Origin of the sequence: Cohnella sp. GCM10027633, from assembly GCF_042675445.1 — a bacterium.
In the GTDB taxonomy this organism is placed as follows: Bacteria; Bacillota; Bacilli; order Paenibacillales; family Paenibacillaceae; genus Cohnella.
This window is the reverse complement of the sequence record NZ_JBHTGV010000002.1, coordinates 264054-288512: the sequence shown is the minus strand read 5'-3', so window position 1 is coordinate 288512 and position 24459 is coordinate 264054. Positions and strand designations below refer to the sequence as shown.

Genomic DNA, 24459 nt, shown 5'->3' with positions numbered 1-24459 from the left:
CAAGCAGTGGCCGTCTGGAGTCAGTAGTGTATATGAAATATCAAGTCTATTAGACGGCAAAGGTCGTAAACGCGAAAATAGATTCGAAAAATCGAGCTTAATCAGACGAGAAGGTAGATATCGCTGGTATTCCATCATAGGAAAGTGAAAAGAGCCATCCTCACGGATGGCTCTTTACGCTTGCGTTGCTTATGGCGCGGAGAAGCGCTTGGATCGATGGCTACCTTACGTTACTCCGTCGGATAAATGATCTTCGCGTCGCCCCAGTCGGCGTGATCCCAGTCGCCGCTCGGGCCGCCTAACGCGACGAGCTTCAGCTCGTTGACGCCAGAGATGTCCAGATCGATGAACGGAGTGACCGATGTCGCCGTCAAGAGGCCGCTGTCATAGGCTTTGACGCCGTCCAGCCATACTTCGAAGATGACGTCCCCGTTGCCGTACGTCTCGTCGTCCACGCCGACGTACGATTGGAACTTGGCATACTCGCCGCCGAGCGTGTATACGATCGTCGACGCCGCATGCGTGCCGAGTCCTTTCGGATAGACGACGTCGTTCAGCGTGATCGGCCGGCCGTCGGACGACTTATCGCGTTGAATGTTCCCCCAGCCTGCCGTGCCCGAATCCCAGTTGTAGTCGCTCAGGTAGACGGTCGGCGAAGCCGGCGGAGACAAGACGGCGATCGCTTCGTTGCTCGCCGCGGAGCGGTTGCCCGCCGCGTCCTTCGCCTTGACCGTGAACGTGCTGGCCGTTCCGGGGATCAATCCGCTAGCCGTGTAAGAAGTCGATCCGGCTCCGGAAGTCGTGCCGATGAGCACGCCGCCCCGGAACACTTCGTAGCCCGTTACCGCCTTGTTGTCGGTCGACGCCGACCACGTCAAGCTGGCGCTCGTGCCCGTGACGGAACCGATCGTAAGGGACCCCGGCACCGTCGGCGCCGTCGCATCCGGAAGCTCCGTCGTAACGGATAGTGCCGCGCTTGCGTCGGAGACGTTGCCGTCCGCGTCTCTCGCCTTCAACGTAATGCTGTAAGTCGTTGCCGCGCTTAGCCCGCTCACGACGTAGGCGAGTTCGCCCGGCGCCGTCGTGCCGACGAGCGCGCCGTTCACGAAGACGTCGTAGCCGACGACGCCGATGTTATCGGAAGCCGCGCTCCACGTCAGATCGATCGTCTCGTCGGTCTGCGACGGCGAAGCCAGGTTCGTCGGCACCGTCGGCTTCTTGTTATCGCGCAGCGTCGGCGCGACGATGATGACCTTCTCCTTCAGGTCGGCCCTGCCTTCATTATCCCACACGACGAGCGTCACGCGGTAGACGCCCGCCTTGCCGTACACGTACGTCGGCTGCGCGGACGCGCTCGGCAAGCCTGCGCCGAAGTCCCACAAGTACGCCCCGATCGAGCCGTTGTCCGTCGACGTGCTGACGAACGTCACGGGCTCTCCCTCGCGAATGACGAGCGGATTCGAGAAGTTCGCCTTCGGCTTCGGATTCGAGAAGCCCCGCGACGTCGGCTGCGCGTTGTTGCCGTTCTTGTAGACGAGGTTGCCCGACCATTCCAAGTCTTGGGCGGCAGCCGGGTAAGGATCGCTCGCCACGTCTTTGTTGCCATAGATCAAGTTGTTCGTGAAGCTAAGCTTGTCGACGCCGGGCGCGCCCGTGATCTCGATGCCCTTGCGGCCGTTGTTCGCGATCAGGTTGCTATCGAACGTCAAGTATTGGGAATCGCCGTGAATGCGGACGCCGTTCCCTTCGTAGCCCGGATACGCCGCCTTCGGGTTGCCGAGCTGCGTATTGACGAAGCTGTTTCTATAGAAGTATTGATACCGCTCGATCTCGCCCGATCCGGCGCCTTGCAGTTGCATGCCCCACATGACGAGGTTCTTGATGTTGTTGTAGCTCCACAGTTGACGGCCCGTTCCCGGGGATTGCTGGATGCCTACTTGCTGGCCGCCGTCGACGACATTGTCCGACGTTACCGCGTTGTCGGCCATGATCTCGAGCCCGATCGCCCCGACCGTTCCGTCGGTCGCCTTCACGACGTTGCGGCGAACCGCGATCGTCTTGGAACGGACCGCGCTGATCCAGTGGTCGACTTCGTTGTCCTCGATGATCGCGTTGTCCGTGTTCGTATGAAGCTCGATCGCGAGACCGTGTTCTTTTTTGCCCGAACCCGTGACCTTGTTGAAGCGGACGACCGCCCCCGGGCTGTTGTCGTTGAGGAAAATCCCGCCGCGCCCCGTATCCGCGATGACGTTCCGCTCGATGACGGCGTTCTTGGAGCCCCAGCCGACCCGAACCGCCGCGCCCCAAATCGAGTTGACCCCGATGTTCGTCACGATGTTGTCCGTCACCTTGAGGCCGCTCGTGGCGTTGCCGAACAACGCGTGCGGACCGAAGCCTTCGGAAGCCGCGAAGTCCTTGACGCGCAAGCCGCTCATCTCGTTGTTGCTGCCATACTCGGACGCGGCCGCGGACATGGCGACCGTGCTGTTGTTGCCGTCGAGCGTCATGTTCTTGATGGATGCGTTCGAGACGTTCAGGAAGTAGAACATGAACGTGTCCGAACTGTCCACGTACTTCACGATCGTGCCGCTCTGGGATTGTCCCTTGATCGCGACACCCGACTTCCCCCTTACCGTGCCTGCCAGATAATACGTGCCGTTCGGAATCAGCACGGTGTCGCCGGCGTTCGCCGCGTCGACCGCCGCTTGGATGGCGGCCTTGTCGTCGAGGGCGTCCGTTCCGTTCGCCCCGAAGTCCAGGACCGACAGCGTCGCGCCCGGCGTACCCGGGCCTGCGGCGAACCCGGTAACCGGGCCCGCCGTTACGGCCATGACCAACGATAATGCGAAGCTGATTGCCGCCTTGCGGTGTGACTTGATCTTCATTCGTCACTTTCACTCCTCATGCAAGAAGGGCTCGGCTCCGTTGGAGCCTGCCCTTCTATTGTCCATGAGGAAGCCTGCGCGCGTTACTGTCCGAATTGAGATTTCATCGTCTTCGGGGCTATCGAATTCGACGATCGCTATGATAATTGCGACATCCTCGCCCGAATAGGGATAAGTCCCTGCGGGCGGATTAATGCGCAGGGGGTAATGCCTATTGCATGCGGAATTTATCTCTATCGCAGCCGCGACATCAACGCTTTTACGCCTTCCCGATACGCCAATGTTTCCTTTAAATCCGGCGATCGAAGCAGCATTCGCCCGTAGTATTCGAGCGCCTTGCCCAGCGCCTCCGCTGCCTGTCGCGGCTGTTGCAGCTCGATGAGCCACCTCCCCCATCTCTCCCATGTTTTGCCCATCGTGTTATAGACATAGACATATTCCGGAGAGATCTCGAGCATCTCGTCGCTAACGGACAACGATCGGCGAATGCTCGCATCCGCTTCTTCGAAGCGCCCTGTCTTCCATTGCAGAGTAGCCAATTCCCGGTAAGCCGACGCGATACGATTGCGAGAGCTTGCTTGCCTCGGCGATAACTCCAGCGCCTTGCCGAATGCATCGATCGCCTGCTTGAACAGCTCCTCGGCCTCCGTATACAGGCCAAGATCCGTCTGCACGATCATAAAACATACCGCCGCATGTCCCTTCTTTTCCAGCGCGTCGATGAAGTTCGGCGCTTGCGTCAGCACATCTTCGTAGACGGACAACGACTGGCGGAAGTTTATCGATTTATCCGCCGACTCTGTCTTCGTAGAATAAGATTCTGCTAGACGCTTGTAAGCAAGACCGAGATTCGTCAACGTACGCACGTAACCGATATCTTGCTTGCGCGAGAGCGCCTGCTCGTAGGTCCGGATAGACATGAGGCAACATTCCCGCTGCGCCTCGGGGTTCGAGCCGTCGTAAAATTCTCCTAACTTCTCGTAGGCGAGCGCCTTGCGTTCCCATATGACGGGAGGTACGTCCGCCATCGCTTCGGCCGCTTCGCAAGCCGCGATCGCGGCTTTGTAATTGCTCTCCGTGTCGGAATACCGGGAGAACCGGATATTCAGCTTGCCGAGCCGAACGAGCAGCAGCGCGTATTCCCCGTAATATTCACCGTTCCGAACGCCGCCATAGCTTTCGTATAGCGACGCCGCCTCGGCCAAATAAGCATACGCGCCGTCGTAATCCGCAGTCTGTATCATGATTTCGGCAAGATCGATGCCGCATGCCCCGATTGCCCGTTTCGGGTCGTTTCCGCTTCCCGCCGTGCCGTACTCCCGGAATGCGTTCATGGCTTGCTTATAGTATTCGGCCGACTTTGCGTAATCTCCGGTTAATAAATAGATGCCTGCATAATAACGATATACGCTAGCGACGCCCTCCGGATTTTCCGACTGCGCCAAGTAGCTCATGCATTCGTCGTGGAAAGAATGTACGAATTGAAACTGTCCGCCCGCCTGCAGCAATCTTCCGCGCTTAAGGAACCATTCGACCATGTCGCCCGGCGTTCGGCAGAGCGTGCCATGATAGAAACTCTCGCGGAATGCGTCCTGCTCCTCGGCGCCCATTCGGTCAGGCATGGCTTGCTCCAATTGCCTATCGTAATGTCTGAATAACGCCGCATGCGCTTCGGCGAATAGGGCGCGATCTTCCGATCGAGTCTGCTCTTGCAGACTTTGGCGCATCACCGCATGCATCGTCCATTCGCCCACTTCCGTGCGGCTGACGAATGAGAACCTGCCCAACTGCTCGTGCGCCGTGCCGGGATACCCCGTATTGAAATCGTTAACCAGCTTGCGGAACAACGGCGCGTCCCACCTGCGCGGGAAGGACAGCATCTTCAACGTCTCTCGTTCGTTAATCCTCATATAGCTTAGAAAACGTTCGAGCACTTCCTCGGGCGTCTTCGAGAAGTCGGCCGGGCTCGGGATATCTCCCCTGCGCAGGAGCAACTGGTAAGTATCGACCATAAGGTCGAGGTAATAAGGCAAACCCGCGCTGCCGTCGGTAATCTTACTCCGAATATCTTCATCCTCGATGCCGCAGGATTGCAAGAACATCTCGCAATCCTTCTCGGACAAGCCGCCCATAATATGCTGCTCGACATAGTCGTCCCAGTCATCCGGCCAACGTAGCTTCTCTCTCCCGCCGATTACCCACAACGCTTCGGGCAAACATTCGGCGAGCTTCCACACCCACTTTCCGTTATTGGACGACGGATTGGCCGGATCGGACGATTCCCCTAGCGCTTCGAACGTATCCAGGAAAACGACGATAGGCTGATGACCGTGATATTGCAGATGACGAGTCACGTCGGCCGCCCAATACCCGGATAGCAAATCCTCGATTTCCATCGGTTGCATATCCTTTAGTTTCTCGAGCAACCTCTTGCCTTCGCCATGCCAAGAATACGAGCTGTCCTTGTAACTCATCAGCCCGCCCAATAGCTTGATCGTCTTCGGAATCCATTCGAACAGGGGCACGTTGCCGAGCATGCCGACGAGTTCCCCTACGTAGTTGCCCTCCTCCATGAACGGCAAATCGATTGCTTCCCGCTTCATGGACTGTTCCGGATTGACTTTGGACCAATGAACGGCATTAGCCAAATCGAAGGACATGAACTTGACGCCGTACTTCTTCCTGAACGTCTCTCTAAGCCGGATTAACGTATGGACCGAATGACGGAGCTTTACTTCGCGGAAATCGACGAATGCCTGCATGCTGTCCGGGTGTTCATTCTCCAGCTTCCTTTGCAACTCCGCGAGCAAACGCGATTTACCGATGCCGCCGACCCCGTAGTAGACAAGAATCTGATATTCGTCCGGCGTCTTGCGATTGAGCGCTTGCCGGAACGACTTCGTCGGTTCCTCCCGATCGGTAAATTGTCTCGAAGCCGGAACTACCTCGTCCGACATCATGGGGAGCGCGTGCTTGGGACGCACGGGCATGGGAATCATCTCCAATAATAGATAAACTATGAATGGTAACATTCTCTCACGGTTGCACGCTGCCGTCTACCTGTTGCAAGACGAACACCGAGCGGACACCATGGCCTTTATTCAGAATCTCATACACGCTATTCGTTTTGGAGCGGACTCAGGAGACCTTATTGAACGTCAATAGGGACTAAAAAGGCGTATGAGGTACTGATAAGGTGTCTGGTGTCCACTACTTCGGCGATTCAGTTATCTCTGCCCTCAATAGCGGCCGCTGTGTTCGTTACGACGAGCCTGGGTACGATAACTAAAAAAAACGCGCGCCCTTGAACGCGACGCGCGCTTCTATCGACTTGCCTGTTACTCTTCCATCTTCGTCTCCACGGGCAGCACATCGATTCCGAACTTCTTGCGCGCCTCGTTCTCTTCCTCCACCGTCGGGAACTTGCCCGTAATCATCGCCCGCCGCGACAAGTACATCTCGGCCTTCTGCTTCGCGTCGACGCCGACCGTCGTCTCGTCTTCGCCGCTCGCGTACGTGACGGAGTCCATGTTCGAAACCATCGTATCGAACGAGTCGTTCGCCGCGAGTCCTTCGTCGGTCGTCGTCAGCTTCGACTTGTTGTCGTCGAACGCATAACCGAGCTGGTTCAGTTGCACCGCGCTGCTGACGTCGCCGTCCTCGACGAGGCTTCGCTGGGCGGAGCGGTAACCTTCGGAGTTGAACCCCGAAGCGTCCGCGTCGTTCTGCGTGCCGGTGCCGATATGGTCGCGGTGCAGTTGCTTCACCTCTTGGTAGGCGGGCGCGATGTTCTCGAGCCGCCGGGCGGTCGCGTTCTCGCCGCGTTTGTTGCCCGACGTCTGGTTGAGCGGCTCGAAGCCGATCGTGTGCTCCGACTCGTGCGAATCGCCCGTCACCTCGATGCCGTAAGCCTCCGACAGCCGCGCCTGTTCCTTCTTCTTATAGCCGTGCATGCCCGGCGTGAACTTGCCCCGCTTCTCCGCGAGCGTCGCTTCCCGGTTTTTGGCGCTTATCTTCTTCGCGGATTCCATCCGTTTGGCGGTTCCGGCCTTCGGATCGGGCTTGGACATCGCCTTCGCGCCTTTGTGCTGCGGGTTTCCCTTATCTTCGCTCTCCGCGTCCAGCATCGCCAGCATCCCCTGGTTGCCGAGCGCCTGGTGCATCGCGAGCGGATTGCCCGACGTCGTCGTGCTGGCGCCCTTCTTCCCTGTCGGCGTCGTCTTCCCGGACTGCTTGTTCGTTTTCGGCGTTAAGGGCACGGATTACCTCTCCTCGTCATGCTCATGAGCTAAGCATAACCGAGAGATACTATCCAGTAAATGGTCGTATCCTCCGTCATAACCGTTGTCACAAAATTGCCCATTATGCAAACTTGCACTTTGTGCAACCAAAGTGCTACCGTATACGTAACGAATAGTCGGAAGCGGAGGCGAATCGAACGATGATCAAACCGAGCTTGCGTGACTTGAAAAAGGAAGCGACCGCCCACGCCTTGGCGGAAGCGGCGTTCGAGCTGGCGCTGGAGCGCGGCATGAACGGCTTCGTCGTCGAGGACGTCGTGCAGCGCGCGGGTTACTCCCGCCGAACGTTCGCGAACTATTTTTCCTGCAAGGAAGAAGCGGTCGCGATGGTGGCCGAGCCGTTCCACGGCGTCGACGAGGCGATCGATTGCCTGGAACGGATGACCGGAACGACGAACCCGCTGGACGCGTTGCACGGGTTCATGATGCTGCAGCTGACGGGAGAATACTTCCGCAAGATGCGCACGCTCGTCGGCCTCGCCAAGTCGCACCAGACGCTTCTGCCCTATATCCTAAGCGTGCATTACAAAATGCAGGAAGCGGCGCGGCAAGTGCTGGACCATCTGTTCCCGGACCGGTCGCCGACGTATACTCGGTTGCTCACCTGCGCGCTCACCGGCGCCATCCTGCCGATGTTCGACGGAAGCATGAACGTGCTGTTGCCTGGACAACCTTCGGAGGAAGGAATTGGCGCGGTTTCGTTCGACGCCTACATGGATACGGTTTTCGGGCATCTGCGCAACGGGTTCTAGAGAGAGTTAGACAAGGATTGGAGCAAGAGAGAGGAGCCATTTATTTATGTCCAAGTTATTGTACCGCATCGGCCGCACCGCCTACGACAACCCTTGGCGCTTCATCGTAAGCTGGGTCGTCATCCTGGGCATCTTCCTGACCATTCTCGCCGTCAACGGCATACACACGAGCTCCGAGATGAGAATAGCGGGCACGGAATCCCAGAAAGTGCTCGACAAGCTGGCCAAGGAATTGCCGGCCGCTTCCGGCGGACAAGGCAGCGTCGTATTCTCGGCGCCCGCTGGCGAGCGATTGGATACGCCGGAACGGATAGCCGCGATCAGCGGCGCCGTGAACGAAGTATACGGGCTCGACCTGGTCGTTAATCCGGCCGACTATGCGGCGGAAGCCGGCACGGCCTCAGGCGCAGACGCCGCCCAAGCCGGCGGAGATGCTGCGGCGCAGCAAGACGCCGCGTCCCAGGCCGCCGTTCCGCCATACGGCCCGCTCATGATCGACGGCGTTCCGTTGACCGGCGTGCTCATCGCCTCCGACGGCAGCGCGGCGCTGTTCCAATTCCAATTCGAGGTGCAGCAGACGGCCGTGCCGGACGACTTGAAGACTTCCGTCGTCGATGCCGTCAAAGGCGCCGAGGAAGGCACCGGCATCGTCGCTCTGCCGGGCGATACGCTGACTCCGATGCCGGCGACCGGCGCGACGGAAGCGATCGGCATCGCCGTCGCCGCGATCGTGCTGTTCATCACGCTCGGCTCCGTCGTCGCCGCCGGCCTGCCGTTGCTCGTTGCGATCGTCGGCGTTGGCGTTGGCGTCGTTGCGGCTTACGGCATCTCCAAGTTCATTACGATGACGAGCATTACCCCGGTTCTAGCGCTTATGATCGGGCTCGCGGTCGGCATCGACTACTCTTTGTTCATCATTAACCGGCAACGCCGGATCATGCTCGACCAAGGCCTCAGCGCGCGCGAAGCCGCAAGCCGGGCGGTCGGTACCGCCGGCAGCGCCGTATTCTTCGCAGGCCTGACGGTCATTATCGCCCTGGCCGGCATGCTCGTCATCGGCATCGAATTCTTGTCCACGATGGCGCTCGTCGCGGCCGGAACCGTCTTCGTCAGCGTGCTCGTCGCGCTGACCCTCCTGCCGGCGATGCTCGGCCTGGTCGGCGAACGTATCTGTTCGGCGAAGCTGCGCGAGAAGAGCAAAGCTCAAGCCACTGCCAAGCAGCAACAGCATAAAGTGTCCGCCGCTTGGGTCAAGGGCGTCGTCAAAGGCCGCTGGGCGATCATTATCGGCGTCGTCGCGGTGCTCGGGGTCGCGGCAATTCCCGTCGCGCAGATGGAGCTCGGCATCCCTTCGGGCGCCACGGCGAACTTGGACACGACGACGCGCCAGAGCTACGACGCGATCGCCGGCGGATTCGGCGAAGGCTTCAACGGCCCGCTGCTGCTCGTCGCCGAGCCGAAGGACGCTTCCGGAGCGGTCACTCTCGAGACGTTGGGCGGACTCGAGCAAGCGCTCCAGCAATTGGACGACGTCGCGCTCGTGACGCCGATGGGCGTCAACGAGACCGGCAAGATGGCCATTCTGAACTTGATTCCGCAATCGGGACCGACCGACAAGGAGACGCAGGATCTCGTAAGAGCGATTCGCGATCCCGATTCGGCCTTCGCCCAGCAATACGGAGTTACGCTAGGGGTAACCGGGTTCACCGCGATCAACATCGATATGTCGGCGAAGTTAGCGGAGGCGTTCCCGACCTATATCGTCGTCATCGTCGTCCTGTCGATCATCATCCTGCTGCTCGTATTCCGTTCCGTCATCGTTCCGATCAAAGCGACCGTCGGCTTCCTGCTCAGCGTTCTGGCCACGTTCGGCCTTACGACCGCCGTGTTCCAATGGGGCAATCTCCACGGCATGTTCGGATTCGATACCGGCGGACCGTTGCTCAGCTTCATGCCGATTCTCGTGACCGGCATTCTGTACGGCCTGGCGATGGACTACCAAGTGTTCCTCGTCAGCTCGATGCGCGAATCGTACGTCCACGGGCACCGCGGCACGGACAGCGTTATCGACGGCTACAAGCAATCGAGCCTCGTCGTCGTCGCCGCAGCGATCATCATGGTATCCGTCTTCGCCGGCTTCATCTTCGGCCACGACATCATGATCAAGCAGATCGGCTTCGCGCTTGCGATCGGCATTCTGATCGACTCGTTCCTCGTCCGGATGACGCTCGTCCCGGCCGTCATGGCGATCTTCGGCGACAAAGCCTGGTGGCTGCCGAAGTGGCTGGACCGCCTGCTGCCGAATCTCGACGTCGAAGGCGACAAGCTGCTCGCCGAGCTGAAGTCCCGCGAGAATAGCGCGGCATAATTTCATGGCATGAACAAAAGCGCCGTTACACGCTCCTCGGAGCATGTAACGGCGCTTTTCGTAATACTAGTTAGGCTTCAGACAATCTCGCGCCTCCGCCGAAGGACGACGTACAGCAAGGCGCAGCAGATCGCGCACGCGATCGCCAACGCGCCGATGAACGCGTAACCGGCTTGCATTCCGAGCAATTCGCTTTCGGCCGATCCCCTGCCGGAGAACAAGCTCTGCACGCCTTCGATCAAGTAGCCGATCGTCAGGTTGCAGATGACGCTCGCGACGCCCATGAGCGTGACGACGAACGTGATCGCCGTGTCCGTCCCTCTCGGATAGCGCTTCGCGATCATCGCCATGACGGTCGGGTAAATCGGCGCGATGCCGATGCCCGCGAGGGCGAGCAGAATCGCCCCGGGCTCTCCGAGGAGGACGCCGATCAGGCTGCACAAGCCGGACAGCGCCGCGAAGACGAGCACGGACACCGTATAGCCGATCCGGTCCGTGATCGGACCGAGGACGAGCCGCGCCAGCATGAAGAAGAGGAAGAACAGCGACAGCATGCCGGAGGCGTCATTAACCTCCCAGTCGTACGCCTTCTGAAGGAAGTTGACGAGCCAGCTTCCGATGGCGAGCTCCGACGCGACGCCGAAGGACAGGATGAGGACGATAAGCCAAGCGACCGGATCGCGCATGAGCGAGCGGTAAGAGGCGCTTTCCCCCTCTTCCGCATGCGTCTCCTCCGGAAACTTGCCGAGCAGCGCCGGAATGATCGGCAGCAGGGACAGCGCCAGGACGACCGCATACATGCCACGCCAGTCGAGGTCGCCTCCGCCGAACGGAGACGGCCAGCCCATCATCGAAGCGGCGAGTATCGGCGCGACCGTCGAGCTGAGTCCGTAGAAGAAGTGGGCGATGTTCATCATCGTTCCTGTGTTCTTCGTGAAGATGCGGGCCGCCATGATCGCGAGACCGATCTCCAATATTCCGTTGCCGATATAGAGCAGGAAGTAGGATGCCGTCAAGGAAACGTACCCGGACGACAGGTAGATGAGGAAGCCCGCGATCGTCATCGAAGCGAAAGCCGTGATGCCGGTCCAGCGGATGCCGATGCGCCGGGCGAGCGCGGACGTGAACGTGCAGGCGACCAGATAGCCGAGCGAGTTCAGCGCGAGCAATTGACCGAGCTGACCCTCGTCGAGCCCGAGTTCGAGCTGCATGCGGGGAATCGCGGGTCCCTTGATATTTTCCGATAGGCCGAAGACGAGAAAACCGCCGAAGACGACGAAGAGAAGCAAATACAGATTCATGCGGGAACGAACGATACGAGACAACCGGGGTACCTCCTAGAGTCGCTACTGGGATGATATCGTCATTATAGCCCACTTGTGCGGCCGCGTCTTGCTCTCGCTCCGCGTTGCGGCGGCATCCACATGTGGATAACCTTCGCTGTGGATATGTGGATGCCAACGATGGAATAGATGCTTAATCGCGTTAATCGTGTCGTTAATATGTGCATAAGCATGTGAATAAGTGGATGGACGCACGAACGCGCACCCGATGATCGGATGCGCGCGGCGTGGATAACCTTGGTAGCTCATGATGCGATTGGTGCGGGTGGTGCGGGTGGTGCGGTTGGTACGGTTCGTGCGATTGGTGGTTCGTGCGGACACACGGAACGCTATTCGACGGTTGGAGCGGCCATCCCCCCTTCGAGCGGACCAAGGAGACGTTATTGCGCCGATAGTCGGCAGGTAAGCGGGTTTTCGAACGAATAACGTCTCCGGTGTCCGCTAGGGTCAGCCAACAGGCGGTTTGAGTCGCAATAAGGTCTTCTCTGTCCGCAGCGCTCGTCGCCCGTCACTCGAACCGCAAGGTGACCACTTCGAACGGCTTCAAGCTCAGCCTGACCGCGCAGCAGATGATCGGCGCGCGCGGGTTGCTTCAGGTCATATCCATCTTGTCGTCGTTGTTATTGTTCTTGTCGTTGTTATTGTTCTTGTCGTCCTTCTTCTTCTCCTCGTACGGGTCGAGGCCGTACATCTTGCGGATCGCGTTCTCCTCGTCGACCGTCGGGAACTTCCCCGTCTCGACGACTTGACGGGACAAGTGCATCTCCGCCCGCTGCTTGGCGTCGACGGGCACATGCTTCTTCTCGCTGCCGCTCGCGTACTCGACGTCCTTCATGCCGGACACCATCTTGTTGAACGAGTCCGTGGACGCCTTGCCCTCGGTTGTCGTGGTCAGCTTCGACTTGTTTGGATCGAACGCGTAACCGAGCTGGTTCAACTGCACGGCGCTGCTGATGTCTCCGGCTTCGACGAGGCTTCTCTGGCTGTCCCGATAGCTCTGGGCATTGAAGCCCGAATCGTCCTTGTAGCCCCGGTTCCCCGTGCCGATATGCTGGCTATGCAATTCCTTCAGCTCTTGGTAGGCATGGGCCCGGTTCTCGAACTGGCGCACCCCGGTATCCGAACCGCGCTTGTCTCCCGACGTCTGGTTGAGCGGCTCGAAGCCGATGACGTGCTCGGATTCGTGCGATTCGCCCGTTACGCTGATATCGTACTTGTTCGACAGCCGCGTCTGTTCCCGCTTCTTGGCGCCGTGCATGCCCAGCTCGTACTTCGCTCTCGTCGCCGCGACTTTGTTCTGCCGACGCGGCGTCTTCTTCTTCTCGATTCTGCCGGTGTCTTGCTTCTTGCGGCGCTTTTTCTTCTTGGTGTCGGACCCGTCGTCGTTGTCGAGCGCCTTGATCGTCCCTTGGTTGCCGAGCGACTTCTGCAGCTTCGTAACGACGTTGTCGTTCGTCTGCATCCTCGACCTCGTGCGGCTGCTTATGGTGCTGCCGACCGTCTGCTTCAGCTTCTGATCCCGCGTCACCTGTTTCGGCAAGCGAATGCCTCCCCTGCGTACCCCAGCATACTCTACGAAACTAGCATAACCTAGCAGAATTGTCTCGTAAATGGGCCGTTCAGCGGAAGCGGCAAGCTTACGCGGACGAGATTAGCCCGCGGCATCCCCGACGGCGATGACGCCCGGCGACATCGGGCCGAGCGTGACGCGGAATTCGGCGGCCTCGGCATCGCTCCAATCGGCGAGGGCGCCGACGACTGGCAGCGCGACTTCGTCCGCGCCAAGCAGGGCGCGCGGCACGCGGAAGACCAATTCCCGCTCCTCGTCCTCCAGATTGAACGCGTTAATGACGCCTCCGGCCGCGCCTTCGAGCGTATGCAGGTGAATGCGCTCGGAAATGCCATGGAACGTGCCCCGGACGAAGTACGGCTTCAGACTGCGATAGAGAGACATCTGATTCCGGTAGGCGTCGTATCTTCGCTCCTTGTCGTACGTCGGCAGCTCTCCGGCGATCTCTACGCTCGGGTGGCTGGTCTTGCCGCCGATGCCCAGATGCCGGACCGTGGACGCCGCCCACCAGAAGAAGACGCACGCGTCGTTGTCCGCCGCCATCGTCAGGTGCAAGTATAGCGGAACGCCGCAGCCGAGGTTGTAATAATAGAGCGCCAGCGCCTTGCCGCTTCTGAGATCCTCGATACAGTTCCACATGTACTCGAAGCCCCAGTTCTCGTCGTAGCAGCCGACGCCTTCCGGGCCTTGCCGGAAGTAGGTCGGCGCGTATCGCGAGATCGTCCACGGCGATACCGGATCGTGCACCTCGAGCAGCGCGCCCGGGCACGAGCGCCGGACATCGCCCGCGAGACGGCATACGGCAAGGACGTGATCGAGCGGCGTCGAGGGCACGGCATGACCGTGGTTCGGATCATGGCACGGTCCGCGCCAGTCCATCTCGTCGAGCATGACGAAGCGCATGCCTTGCCGCGCGATCGCGAGAATACGCCGCAGCTTCTCGGCGTAATAGACCGGATCGCATAGGCATGGCTCCCAGAAGCGGTAGCCCCATGTCGCCTCGAGCCGTTCCGGGCGGGTCGGCTCGCCGCTCGCCGTCTTCACCTGGCACGCTTCGTCCCAATGCGGCTTATAGGCGCGCAGGATCGTGCGGAAGCCGAGATCGAGACCGTAACCGTCCTTCAGCTCGCGAACGAGATCGGACACCGTGCCCATGCGAGACTCGTCCCATAACGTCAGTCCTTCGGCCGCTTCCCAGCCCGGATCGAGATAGAGCAGCTCGCAACCGCACGCCTTCGCCTTGGCGGCCTCCTCGAGCATCGCCGCCTTATGGTAGCTCTCGCGCAGCTTCTCCTCGTCGGAATGATGCCACCCGACGTCGTACAGGACGTTCCAATGGACCGGCGGATCGTAATCGGCCGGATACCCGTGCCCTCGCTCCTCCAGGAACGAGCGATAGATCGCGAACGCCGACTCGCTGCCGCCCGCGTAAGGCACATAGTACGTGCTGCCGAACGCGAACGATTCGCCAGGCGCCAGCCGCTGCGCGCCGCTCGGCTCCCCGTACCAGGCGAAGCCCGCGCCGCCGAAGACGAGCTCGGGTTCCCCGTTCGCCGTCGAGGCCTCGGCCATCGCATACTCGATCCGTTCGTTGTTGTATTTGATGACGGCGATGCCCTGCGCCCCATCTCCCCACGCCCACGCCTCCGAACGCAAGCCCCGTTCCCGCAGCGGCGGATTGTCTCGGGAGCGGTCCGTATAGATCGGGTTCGCGCCTTCTCCCGCGATAAGCCGCTCGGCCGTATAGTCGTGAACGCTCCCGTCCAGCTGCACGCGGAACGGAACGGCGCACAGACGCCAGCCTGCGCGTTCCCGCAAACCCGCGGCGAAGCCGAAGTCGATCCGATCGAGCGTCACGGGCACGGCTCCGGGGTTGCTCAGCTCGATCGTCTCGCGCCAGCCTTCGCCTTCGCGCCGGAACGTCTGCCGGAACGTCACGCCGGAAGCGGCGAACGCGCCCGTCGCGACGATCGAGCCGGCTTGCTCCGACGCGCCCGCGACGCAGGCGGTCTCCTCGAACGCGGTCCCTCCGGCTTCGCCGGCGATCGCGTACCGGTAAGGCCGATCGGCGCAGACGAGCTCCCCCGCCGGCGAGACGACCGTTAACGTGCCTAATCCTTGCGTCAGCGATAGCTTCAGTCTCATGCCTCCGTCACGCTCCATTCGCGGGTTCCGACTCGCAATTGCAGTACGTTCATTTATGGCCGAAACACCGCCCGAATCGCTTCGAAGTAGAGCCGATGACCGTAATCGTTCGGGTGATTGATGTTGTTAAGCAGCAAACTCTCCGGCGTCTTGCCCGCGGCAAGCTCCCGCCTCCATGCCGCGTTGGCGTCGGCGACGGGAATGCCGAGCTCCCCGCCGATGCGCCGAAGCGCGTCCGCGTAATCGCCGATCTCGCCGCTCGTATGTTGCCATAGCGGATTCGGCTCGCAAGGGGTGACGAGCACGATCGCGGCGTCTCCGGATTGCCGGATGTCGGCGATCATCTGCCGAATGTAGCGCTCGTAGTCGCCGAGCGCGACGCCGTTGCCGTCCTCGAACAGATTCTGGTCGTTCATGCCGTAGCCGATCGTGACGAGATCGGGTCCGAGCGAAGCGACGTCGTCGCGGACGCGGCCGGCTCCGCCTTCGCTCGTCTCGCCTCCGATCGAACGGTTGACGATGCGCACACGCGCGGCGGGATACCGTTCTTCCAGCCATGCGGCCAGTCGCCCATAGAAGGCTAGGCTATCGTCGCTCGCGTCTCCGCCGGCGCTGATGCTGTCTCCGAGCACCGCGTAGACGATCTCTCCGCCGGCGGCCAGCTTCCCGACTAACCCGGTTAACGCCGCGGTGCTTGCCTGATCTCCCTCGTCTACGGCAACATTTTCCGCGGAAATCTCGTACTCGTAACTCGCATATACCGTATAGTCGCGATTGCTATAATCAGGATATTCCTCGTGATCGAACGGTCGAACGCCGTACAGCGGGTGCGCCGTCCAATCCGGAATTCGGCTATTCGCCGTCCGCAGTAGATAACCGCCCTCGTAATCGACCTCGAAGTCCACGCCTTCCAAGAACGTCTCGCCGCCCGCGTGCGCCCGCATCGCGACGCCGCCCGAAGCCGATGGCGCATATCGCGTCTTCTGCCTCTCAAGTCTGACGAAGACGAACGATTCGCCCTCTTGTACCCGCTTCATTTAACCGCCCCCGCCACTAGCCCCTCGTTGATTCGGCTCTGGAATATCGCGTACAGAATAACGATCGGAATCGTCGAGATGAATAAGCCCGCGAACAGAGGCCCCCATTCCGTCCGGTATTGCATCTCCCCCTGCATGACGGCCAGTCCGACCGGCAGCGTATATTGACCGGGATCGTTCATCAGAATGAGCGCGAGCGGATATTCGTTCCAGAAGGTGAGCGCGTTCACGATGCTGACCGTAATGAGTCCCGGCATCGCCAGCGGCAGCATGATCCGGAAGAATACGCCGTAATGCGAAGCGCCGTCCATCGTCGCCGATTCGTCAAGCTCCCGCGGCAACGACTTGAAGAAGCCGATGATGACGAAGATGCCGAACGGCAGCGCGCCGATCCCGTAGAGCAGAATCAAGCCGAGGAACGAGTTCGTCAAATGCAGCGTGTTGAACAGGAAGAACAGCGGTATGAGGCTCAGAATCGCCGGAATCATGAGCGATGAGATATAGAAGTAATAGAGCAGCCCGCTCCCCTTGAACGCGAACCGGGCCAGCACGTAGCCGGTCGTCGCCGAGAGCGCGAGCGCAAGCGCCATGCTTCCGCCCGTGACGATGATGGAGTTCGCGAAATAGCGGCCGAAATGATACGTTTCCCACGTGTAGGAGAAGTTCGACCATAGCCAGGGCAGCTTCGGAAGCTCCCACGCCTTGCCGGTGAAAAACTGCTGATTATCCTTGAGCGCGCCGAAAATCGACCATACCATCGGGTAGACGGCGACAAACGCCCAGATCAGAAGGATCGTCCCCGTGGCCCATCTTACGGGACGCTTCCTCGTCGTCGTTCGCATGCTCGACTCCCCCTTAGGATAGCTCGACGGATTCCCGCTTCATGATGCGTTGCAACGCGACCGTCGTGACGAGAGACAACGCCAGGATGACGATGCCGATCGCCGACGCGTATCCCATGTGATATTGCCTGAAGCCCATCTGATACAAGTAATAGCCGAGCACTTGCGTCGCGTTGTCCGGCCCGCCCTCGGTCATGATGCTGACGATGGCGAACGACCCGTTCAACGACGTCAGCATGATCAGCACGACCGACACCTTGATCTGCTCCCAGACGAGCGGCAGCGTAATGCGGCTGAACTGCGTCCATTGCTTCGCGCCGTCCATCGCGGCCGATTCGTAGAGCGATTCCGGAATGCCCTTAATGCCCGCGATCAGCAGGATCATGAAGAACCCGACGCCGGCCCAGACGGCCGGAGGCAACAGCGCCCACATCGCGTACGTCGAATCGCCGAGCCACGGCGTCTCTACCGTCTTGCCTTGCGCGGACGACAGCAGTCCGTTCAGCAGGCCGAGCTTCGGATTGTAGATGAACCGCCAGAGCACGCCGATGACGACGACCGAGATGACGTTCGGCAGGAAGAACGCGAAGCGATAGAACTTCGAGCCTCGCACCTTGAACCTGGACAAGGATACGGCGAAGAAGATCGCGAGGGCCATAATGCCGACGATCTTCCAGAACACGAGGAAGTAATCGTTGGCGATCGCTTGGCCGACGATCGGATCGTCGACCAGGTCCCGGAAGTTGCGCGCGCCGATGTAATCCATCGTCCCCGCGGTACCGGACCAATCGAAGGCGGAGTAATACATCCCCCGCAGGACCGGATACACGGTGAACACGAGGAACAGGATCAACGTCGGCCAGATGAACGAAGCGATGAACAGCCGTCGCTTCCATGCTGCCGTCATACCCCCACCTCCTAGAGAAACTCGGGACGGGATAAGGGCGTATGCCCTTATCCCGCTCCCTGTGTCGTATATTCGCTATTTGTTCGCGCGAACCTTCTCCGCGATCGCTTCCATGCGGTCCGCCCACTCAGCCGCCTGCAGCTTGTTGTCGGTAAGGGCGAGCGTCGCGTTCTCCAGCTCCTTGGTGACGTCGGCATGAATCGGTACCGGCGGCGCGACGACGAGGTTGTCGCTGCTGTAGAACTTGATCGCGCCCTTGGATACCTCGCTCGCCTTCGTGCCGTCGAGGTCGACCTTCAGGTTCATGAGCGCGCCCGTCATCTCGGCCCATTCGACCGCGGCCGACTTCGTATAGATCAACTGGAGGAACGCCTTGGCCGCTTCGGGGTTCTTCGCCTTCGTCGCGATCGCCATCGGGCTCGTGTACGGGTTGGCGACGTACTTGCCGCCCGGCGCTTGGGTAACCGACGGAATATAGCCGAATTCGAAGCCCGCCGGCGTATCCTTGGCCATCTCGTTCGGCAGCCAGAGGCCGTTCGGGATGAAGGCGTCCTTATGCTGCAGGAACTGCATCTGCGAATCGGTATGGTTCAACGCGACCGCGGCCTTGTCGATGAGGCCCTTGTCGCGCATCGTGACGAGCTGCCCGACCGCCTTCGTAACGGCGTCGCTCTTGAACACGCCCGGCTTCAGGTCCGATATGTCCTGCAGGATGGACGGGTCGTCGCCGTTCGCCGATACGATTGCCGGGAACAAGAAGCCTCCGGTCAGATAGCCCGTGTAGATGCCGGGATGAATATATGGCGCGATGCCCGCTGCCTTGATCTTCTCGCCGACGGCCAGGAAGCTGTCGAAGTCGGTCGGCGCTTCCCACCCGTTCTTCGCGAACAGCGCTTTGTCGTAGAACGTGCCCCACGAACCGAAGACGAGCGGAATCGCGTACGTCTTGCCTTCGATCGGCGTCGGCTGCGTAATGACGATGTCGGTCAGCTTCTCGCCGTCTATGTTCTCCGCGTTCTTGAACCATTCGGTCAGATCCATCAGTTGACCGTCCTTAACCGCCTGGCCGACGTCGAGCCCGCCCGCGCCGTCGATATAGACCAGGTCCGGCGGATCGTTCTGGATCCAGCGCGGCTTCATCTGATCGTTGATCTTCGGTCCGGCCGATTCGATCACGTTCACGTCCGGATACTTCTCCTTGAACTTGGCGATCATCGACTTCCACCACGCGTCGCCGTAACCGCCGACGAAGTATTGAATCTCGAAATCTCCCTTGACCTCTCCCGCCGGCCCCGCCGACTCCGATGCCTTCCCGTCGTTATCGTTGCCGCCGCAGCCCGCCAGCGCCGCCGATATCAGCAACGCGCCCGCCAACCCTGCCCATCTCGTTCTCCTAAAGGCCATTCGAACGACTCCCCCTCGTATTGAACTGGACTCCCGTTCTGCCTTCACTCGATGCACTGCCGAAGACGATACCCCCGATCCACCTCCCCGTAAGACTCCCGCTACTCCTTACCCGTCCAGCCTGTATGCCGGGTCGAATCCGAACGCTTCTTTCGCCCTGGCCGAAGAGATCAAGGCGCCTCTTCCTTCGATCGGTGCGGCCAACGCATTCAAGTAATCCGGACGGAACCGCTCCAGCAGCTCCATCGTCGGTTCGGGCCGCGACGTGTCCGCCGCGTTCATCGTGTAAGCCCCGTAACCCGGCAGCTCCGGCGCTTCAAGCGCTTGTCGGATCCCTCTCGCGATATCCCGGACGTGAACCCACGTATAGAGATCGTCGGTCCACGCCTCCGTCGGCGTAAGTCCGTTCTCCAACGCCTTGTCGTACACCTCGTCGCTCCATACGCCTCCGAACCGGAGCGCCGCCGTCTTCATGCCGTAAGCGCGATGGTAAGCTTCGCAAGTCAGCTCGTTGACCAGCTTGCTCAAGCTGTACGGATCTTGGGGCTCGGGCCGGTAATCTTCGGTAAGCGGCAAGCGCGTATACCGGATTGCCGCCTCTCGTATGCGCCAGTAGAACGTACCGAACGCGTTGATGCTCGACGCGGCGACAAACCGGGGCACTTCGGCCAATCGGGAAGCATCGAGCAGCGAGTATGTACCGCAAGCGTTATAGTAGAACGCTTCTCGTCCGTCCTCGGGCAAGCCCGACGGCACGGCGGCCAAGTGCATGACCGCGTCTGCTCCCGCGACGATGCGTTCCATCGCTTCCGCATCCATGATATCGGCCTGGTAGAAAGGCCAATCCGTCTTGAACGGCATGCTGACCCGCGCGCCGGGCACGAAGATCGTCGCTTCCTCCGGCCGTTGCCGGTCGACGAGATGAAGCTCGTGTCCCCGGGTCTCGAGCTCCTCGATGACTTTCCTCCCTATGAATCCGCATGCTCCCGTTAGTACGATTCTCATTGACCGGCGCTCCAATCGATTAGAATTCCGAGATAAGGTTCCGTGTTGTCCAGCAGCATTCGATACATATCCGGCGCCTCTTCCGCCGTCCCCCGATGGGTGACGAGCGGCGCCAAGCTTATGGCCCCTTGTTCCATTAGCGCGATCGTCGCTTCGAGACGCTCGCGCGTCCAGTTCGAGACGTAGTGGCAGGTCAGCCCCTCGACCTGCAGCAGCGACATATCCGCCCAAGCCGTGCTGAGCGTATGGCCGCAGTAGACGATCTGCCCCTCGTCCCGCCGCAGCATCGGGACGTATTCCAACTGTACCGACTCTTGCTGCAGCGTATCGAGCACCGCGGTTACGCGATCGCCCCCGGTAATCTTCATCACTTGTCTTAGCGGATCGCCGGCGCGAACGTCGACCGCATAGTCCGCGCTATGCGCCGCGCCGATCGCCAACCTCTCGGGCCGCCTGCCGACGAGGATCGTTCGCGCCCCTCTGGCGCGAGCCGCTTGCGAGGCGCATTGCCCGATCAACCCGTCTCCGTAGACGACGACCCAATCGCCCTCGTCCATGGTCACTCTGGAGGCGGCGTTGTAGCCGACTTGCGCGACGACGACGCCGGCGGCATCCGCGTTGCCGACGTTGCCGGACACGCGGTAAATTTCGCCGCGCGCGGTGTTCGCCGTCGCCAGATGAGCGCCCCAATACGGTACCGGATCCTCGCTCCAGCTCCCGCTCGTCGCGATGACCCTCTCGCCGATGCGGACGTCCTCGATGTCCGCTCCGACCTTCGTCACGACGCCGACGCGCTGGTAACCCGGAACGCAAGGATACGGCGTGCCCGAAGGGGAGAAGCGGTCCGTCAGAATCCATCGTTCCGTGCCCGTGCTTATGAAGGAGGCGATCGTGCGGACTTGGACTTCGTCCGGCTTCGGGTCGCCGATATCGACTTCTCCCAACCTTACGTCATTCGGTCCGCTGAACAGAAGCGCGGATGTTTTCTTAGCCGTTCCGCTCGACCTCCCTGTAAGAATCTGTTATCTGAATTGATTTAAGTGTACAATAGAAAGCGCATACAGTCTTTGCACCGGCTGTTGCACTTGCGATTCGGGAAGATGCGATTTACGAGCGATGCATAGCAGAACGGCTCGTTATTCATTGCACTTTATCTACTTTTTCGCGAAAGCGGGGGCATGCGGTGAACATTCGGGTATGCAAGGCATTGACCGTGAGCCGAACGGCGCAGAAGCCGTCCGGGGGCATCCATGCCGACCGGTTCGAAATCTTGTTCATTGCCAAGGGGCGAGTACGGTTCTCGTGGGCCGGTCACGCATGCGAATCGGAAGCGCCGCTGATCTTCCTCGTCGCGCCTTCCACTCCGCATGCCCTCGAAAGCCTCGACCCGGAGATCGGCTGCTACTTCCTCGAGTTGAGCGAAGTCGACGATCCGATGCTGACCGCGGCGAACATCGATCGTTGGAACTTGAATCAACCCCGTTGGATCGACGATCCTTACGCCCCGTTCTGGTCCGAGATCGAGCACGCCCTCCTGTTCGTTCATCGTCTCCAGCTCCTGCGCGAAACCGGGCATCACGAAGCGCTCGAGCAAGCGTGCCTGCTCGAGATCGGCAAAGTGTTCAAGCTCGTCGCCCATATCCTGTCGTCCACCGGCGACGACAACCGGCTTCTCTCCGGCAAGAAGCACAGATGGAGCGCCCGGGAAGCCGTCGACATCGTCATCAACTTCATGGAATGGCGTTACGGCGAGGAGATTACGCTGAAGATGCTGTCCGACTTGGTGCATCTGAATCCTTCCTACCTCGTCCGCGTCTTCAAAGCCCATACGAATTACACGCCGTTCGAATACTTGCAGACGCTGCGGCTGAAGGCGGCCGTCAGCTACTTAACCCGAAGCTCGCTGCCGCTGCGGGTCATCGTCGAGAAGACCGGCTTCAACAGCATCCACTACTTCTGCCGGCTGTTCCGCAAGACGTACGGAGACAGCCCGATTCGATGGCGGGACCGGCAGGCGCCCGAGCCGCGTTGACAACGAACCGGCCGGATACTAAGCTGATAGCGACCCGTAATCAGGAGGCACGCATGAACAACTTGCTCGTCGTCGGCTACCGCGCGAACGAACTGAATATTTTCAACCAGAAGCACAAGGGAATTCCGTACATTAAGATGGCGATCGAATCGCGGCTTGCGCCGCTTGCCGAGGAAGGCTTGGAATGGGTGCTCACGGCCGGGCAATACGGCTTCGACCTGTGGGCTTGCGAGGTGGCGAACGCGATGAAGTCGCGCTATCCGCAGCTCAAGACGTCGATATTGGCGGCCTACAGCAATCCGGAGGACAAATGGAGCGAGGAGAAGCAGACGTACTTCCGGGACGTCGCGAAAGCGGTCGATTATTACGGCACGGTAAGCAAGCAGCCGTACGACGGACCTTGGCAGCTTCGCGCCCGAGACGACCTGCTGCTGCGCAAGTCGGATGGCATGTTGCTGTTCTATGACGAGGACGCGGGAGACGCTAGTCCGAAGCATATGAAGCGGCGAGCTCTCGAACGGCAGCAAGAGGACGGGTACCCGATCTATACGATAACCGCGGAAGACGTGCAACTGATGGCGGACGAACAAAGCCGGGACATGATGGAATAGCACATGAAGCGCACCTGAACAATGAAAAGCTCGCACCCCCGAAGTCGCGGGCGCGAGCCATGATTAGCGAAACCTCTTCACGCGAGGTTCCCGTCAGAAGGAACATAGGGGCCGACGACGCGGAACGAATGCTCGGTCTCCTCCATCCGGTACACGCGGCAGCGCGACTCCGGCATCTTGAAAGGCCGATGGAGAATCAGCAGCCAGTCTCCCTCGAACGTCCGGAACAGCATCCCGTGCCCGCTGTCTCCGCCGACGAGCGGCTCCAGCTGTTCCCACGGTCCTTCCAGCCTTCCCGACGCCGAACGTGCGATCGTCTGCACGTACTTCCCCTTGTCGTAGCTCGACCACAGCATAACGAGCCGATCGCCCTTCGTCCGGTACAATTGACAGCCGTCGGTCACATGGATCTTCCCCTCGTACCCGTCCGTTCGCTCGCCGGTATCCCAAGTCGCTTCCGACGCCTTGAACAGATGAATCGGTTCGCCGGCGGCTCCCGACAGATCGTCCTTCAGCGGAATCGCCTCGATCGTGCCGTCCACGGTCTGAATCCACTCGTGGCAATACACCATCCACGGCTTGCCTGCCTCGTCCACGTAGAGCGTGCCGTCCAGCGTCATGAGAGCCGACGGCGTGACGGGCATGTCCGGGCCGATCAGCTCGAAAGGCCCTAACGGCGAATCGCTCGCCGCGATCGCGGTACCCCGCCAATGCTTCGGCAACGGAATCGCATTCGTATCGGGAAGCGAGCGCCCCTCGTTGTGCAGCGTCACGAATAGATAGTATCGACCGTTATACAGGTGCACCTCCGGCGCCCAGGCTCCGTGCATCGGATGCGCCCAGCCGTCGTCCGGCACCGCGAATACGACGTACGGCCCCTCCCACAGCTCCAGATCCGTGCTCGTATACGTCAAGACGCCCCATCCGTCCGTCCCCGTCAGCCGCGGTACCGCGCTGGTGTACAGATAATAGACGCCTTCGCGGGCATCCGGCAGCACGAACGGATCGTGCGCGGGAATATCGGCCAATCGGTGGCCCTTGCTCGGATTCGCAACGTCCGACGCTGCATTGAATACGGACATCTTCTCTCTCCTCTCGTTATTCCCCTATCGTAGGAGCGGACTTCCTCCCGCACCTCGATTGTAGTCGCTCCCGCCCGTACCGGCTAGCATACGATCGCGGCATCTGTGCACTATTCGAAACTAGAATGGCAAAAATCCCTTATCTCCGGCGGAGAAAGGGATTGTCGCGAGTTAA

At 60.3% G+C, this 24459-nt stretch carries 17 protein-coding genes; 4 read left to right on the top strand and 13 right to left on the bottom strand.

All coding sequences use genetic code 11. The features are described 5' to 3' along the window. Nucleotides 1-230: 230 nt before the first annotated feature. The 3 genes from ACFQZG_RS05860 to ACFQZG_RS05850 form a co-directional block, all read right to left on the bottom strand. Entirely contained in the window at nucleotides 231-2885 is a 2655-nt protein-coding gene (locus ACFQZG_RS05860) for an NPCBM/NEW2 domain-containing protein (RefSeq protein ID WP_378150625.1), read from the bottom strand. A gap of 233 nt (nucleotides 2886-3118) precedes the next feature. Further along, nucleotides 3119-5875 carry a hypothetical protein gene (locus tag ACFQZG_RS05855; protein WP_378150624.1) on the bottom strand — a complete coding sequence of 919 codons (2757 nt, stop codon included), beginning with the start codon at nucleotides 5873-5875 and terminating at the stop codon, nucleotides 3119-3121. Nucleotides 5876-6223: 348 nt separating this feature from the next. Further along, entirely contained in the window at nucleotides 6224-7144 is a 921-nt protein-coding gene (locus ACFQZG_RS05850; protein WP_378150623.1) for a hypothetical protein, read from the bottom strand. 182 nt (nucleotides 7145-7326) lie between these two features. On the opposite strand from ACFQZG_RS05850, the gene ACFQZG_RS05845 reads away from it, so the two are divergent. Both ACFQZG_RS05845 and ACFQZG_RS05840 read left to right on the top strand, forming a co-directional pair. Further along, nucleotides 7327-7938 carry a TetR/AcrR family transcriptional regulator gene (locus ACFQZG_RS05845; protein ID WP_378150622.1) on the top strand — a complete coding sequence of 204 codons (612 nt, stop codon included), beginning with the start codon at nucleotides 7327-7329 and terminating at the stop codon, nucleotides 7936-7938. Between the two features lie 46 nt (nucleotides 7939-7984). Next, on the top strand, nucleotides 7985-10306 hold the full coding sequence (locus ACFQZG_RS05840) for an MMPL family transporter (protein ID WP_378150621.1): 2322 nt from the start codon (nucleotides 7985-7987) through the stop codon (nucleotides 10304-10306). Nucleotides 10307-10383: 77 nt separating this feature from the next. Here ACFQZG_RS05840 and ACFQZG_RS05835 read toward each other — a convergent pair whose 3' ends face one another. The 9 genes from ACFQZG_RS05835 to ACFQZG_RS05795 all read right to left on the bottom strand — a co-directional run bounded on the left by ACFQZG_RS05835 (nucleotide 10384) and on the right by ACFQZG_RS05795 (nucleotide 21503). Continuing rightward, the gene (locus ACFQZG_RS05835) at nucleotides 10384-11607 is read right to left on the bottom strand and encodes an MFS transporter (protein WP_378151578.1); all 1224 of its coding nucleotides are present in this window, start codon (nucleotides 11605-11607) and stop codon (nucleotides 10384-10386) included. Nucleotides 11608-12241: 634 nt separating this feature from the next. Continuing rightward, nucleotides 12242-13189 carry a hypothetical protein gene (locus ACFQZG_RS05830; RefSeq protein ID WP_378150620.1) on the bottom strand — a complete coding sequence of 316 codons (948 nt, stop codon included), beginning with the start codon at nucleotides 13187-13189 and terminating at the stop codon, nucleotides 12242-12244. A 111-nt stretch (nucleotides 13190-13300) separates the two neighbouring features. Further along, nucleotides 13301-15364 (bottom strand): hypothetical protein, encoded by a 2064-nt coding sequence (locus ACFQZG_RS05825; RefSeq protein ID WP_378150619.1) that lies wholly within the window; start codon nucleotides 15362-15364, stop codon nucleotides 13301-13303. A 53-nt stretch (nucleotides 15365-15417) separates the two neighbouring features. Then, a complete protein-coding gene (locus ACFQZG_RS05820) occupies nucleotides 15418-16401 on the bottom strand; it encodes an SGNH/GDSL hydrolase family protein (RefSeq protein ID WP_378150618.1) in 984 nt (327 codons plus the stop codon). Further along, the gene (locus ACFQZG_RS05815; protein WP_378150617.1) at nucleotides 16398-17243 is read right to left on the bottom strand and encodes a carbohydrate ABC transporter permease; all 846 of its coding nucleotides are present in this window, start codon (nucleotides 17241-17243) and stop codon (nucleotides 16398-16400) included. Before ACFQZG_RS05815 ends, ACFQZG_RS05820 begins: the two co-directional genes overlap by 4 nt. Nucleotides 17244-17256: 13 nt before the next feature. Continuing rightward, on the bottom strand, nucleotides 17257-18150 hold the full coding sequence (locus tag ACFQZG_RS05810; RefSeq protein ID WP_378150616.1) for a carbohydrate ABC transporter permease: 894 nt from the start codon (nucleotides 18148-18150) through the stop codon (nucleotides 17257-17259). 75 nt (nucleotides 18151-18225) lie between these two features. Beyond that, nucleotides 18226-19554 carry an ABC transporter substrate-binding protein gene (locus tag ACFQZG_RS05805; RefSeq protein WP_378150615.1) on the bottom strand — a complete coding sequence of 443 codons (1329 nt, stop codon included), beginning with the start codon at nucleotides 19552-19554 and terminating at the stop codon, nucleotides 18226-18228. A gap of 108 nt (nucleotides 19555-19662) precedes the next feature. Then, on the bottom strand, nucleotides 19663-20559 hold the full coding sequence (locus ACFQZG_RS05800) for an NAD-dependent epimerase/dehydratase family protein (RefSeq protein ID WP_378150614.1): 897 nt from the start codon (nucleotides 20557-20559) through the stop codon (nucleotides 19663-19665). Then, entirely contained in the window at nucleotides 20556-21503 is a 948-nt protein-coding gene (locus ACFQZG_RS05795) for a zinc-binding dehydrogenase (protein WP_378150613.1), read from the bottom strand. Before ACFQZG_RS05795 ends, ACFQZG_RS05800 begins: the two co-directional genes overlap by 4 nt. Before the next feature lie 239 nt (nucleotides 21504-21742). Here ACFQZG_RS05795 and ACFQZG_RS05790 point away from each other — a divergent pair, with 239 nt between their 5' ends. Further along, complete coding sequence (locus ACFQZG_RS05790) at nucleotides 21743-22591, top strand: AraC family transcriptional regulator (protein ID WP_378150612.1); 849 nt, start codon at nucleotides 21743-21745, stop codon at nucleotides 22589-22591. A 53-nt stretch (nucleotides 22592-22644) separates the two neighbouring features. Beyond that, nucleotides 22645-23202, top strand: a complete 558-nt coding sequence (locus ACFQZG_RS05785; RefSeq protein ID WP_378150611.1) for an SLOG family protein — start codon at nucleotides 22645-22647, stop codon at nucleotides 23200-23202. A gap of 77 nt (nucleotides 23203-23279) precedes the next feature. Here ACFQZG_RS05785 and ACFQZG_RS05780 read toward each other — a convergent pair whose 3' ends face one another. Beyond that, nucleotides 23280-24284 (bottom strand): glycoside hydrolase family 43 protein, encoded by a 1005-nt coding sequence (locus tag ACFQZG_RS05780; protein WP_378150610.1) that lies wholly within the window; start codon nucleotides 24282-24284, stop codon nucleotides 23280-23282. Nucleotides 24285-24459 lie beyond the last annotated feature (175 nt).

What these genes read in the sequence shown, in the direction of transcription:
- ACFQZG_RS05835 (WP_378151578.1), bottom strand. Translation starts at nt 11,607, where the DNA reads ATGAATCTGTATTTGCTTCTCTTCGTCGTCTTCGGCGGTTTTCTCGTC.
- ACFQZG_RS05810 (WP_378150616.1), bottom strand. Translation starts at nt 18,150, where the DNA reads ATGACGGCAGCATGGAAGCGACGGCTGTTCATCGCTTCGTTCATCTGG.
- ACFQZG_RS05845 (WP_378150622.1), top strand. Translation starts at nt 7,327, where the DNA reads ATGATCAAACCGAGCTTGCGTGACTTGAAAAAGGAAGCGACCGCCCAC.
- ACFQZG_RS05860 (WP_378150625.1), bottom strand. Translation starts at nt 2,885, where the DNA reads ATGAAGATCAAGTCACACCGCAAGGCGGCAATCAGCTTCGCATTATCG.
- ACFQZG_RS05855 (WP_378150624.1), bottom strand. Translation starts at nt 5,875, where the DNA reads ATGCCCGTGCGTCCCAAGCACGCGCTCCCCATGATGTCGGACGAGGTA.
- ACFQZG_RS05780 (WP_378150610.1), bottom strand. Translation starts at nt 24,284, where the DNA reads ATGTCCGTATTCAATGCAGCGTCGGACGTTGCGAATCCGAGCAAGGGC.
- ACFQZG_RS05820 (WP_378150618.1), bottom strand. Translation starts at nt 16,401, where the DNA reads ATGAAGCGGGTACAAGAGGGCGAATCGTTCGTCTTCGTCAGACTTGAG.
- ACFQZG_RS05800 (WP_378150614.1), bottom strand. Translation starts at nt 20,559, where the DNA reads ATGAGAATCGTACTAACGGGAGCATGCGGATTCATAGGGAGGAAAGTC.
- ACFQZG_RS05785 (WP_378150611.1), top strand. Translation starts at nt 22,645, where the DNA reads ATGAACAACTTGCTCGTCGTCGGCTACCGCGCGAACGAACTGAATATT.
- ACFQZG_RS05840 (WP_378150621.1), top strand. Translation starts at nt 7,985, where the DNA reads ATGTCCAAGTTATTGTACCGCATCGGCCGCACCGCCTACGACAACCCT.
- ACFQZG_RS05805 (WP_378150615.1), bottom strand. Translation starts at nt 19,554, where the DNA reads ATGGCCTTTAGGAGAACGAGATGGGCAGGGTTGGCGGGCGCGTTGCTG.
- ACFQZG_RS05825 (WP_378150619.1), bottom strand. Translation starts at nt 15,364, where the DNA reads ATGAGACTGAAGCTATCGCTGACGCAAGGATTAGGCACGTTAACGGTC.
- ACFQZG_RS05815 (WP_378150617.1), bottom strand. Translation starts at nt 17,243, where the DNA reads ATGCGAACGACGACGAGGAAGCGTCCCGTAAGATGGGCCACGGGGACG.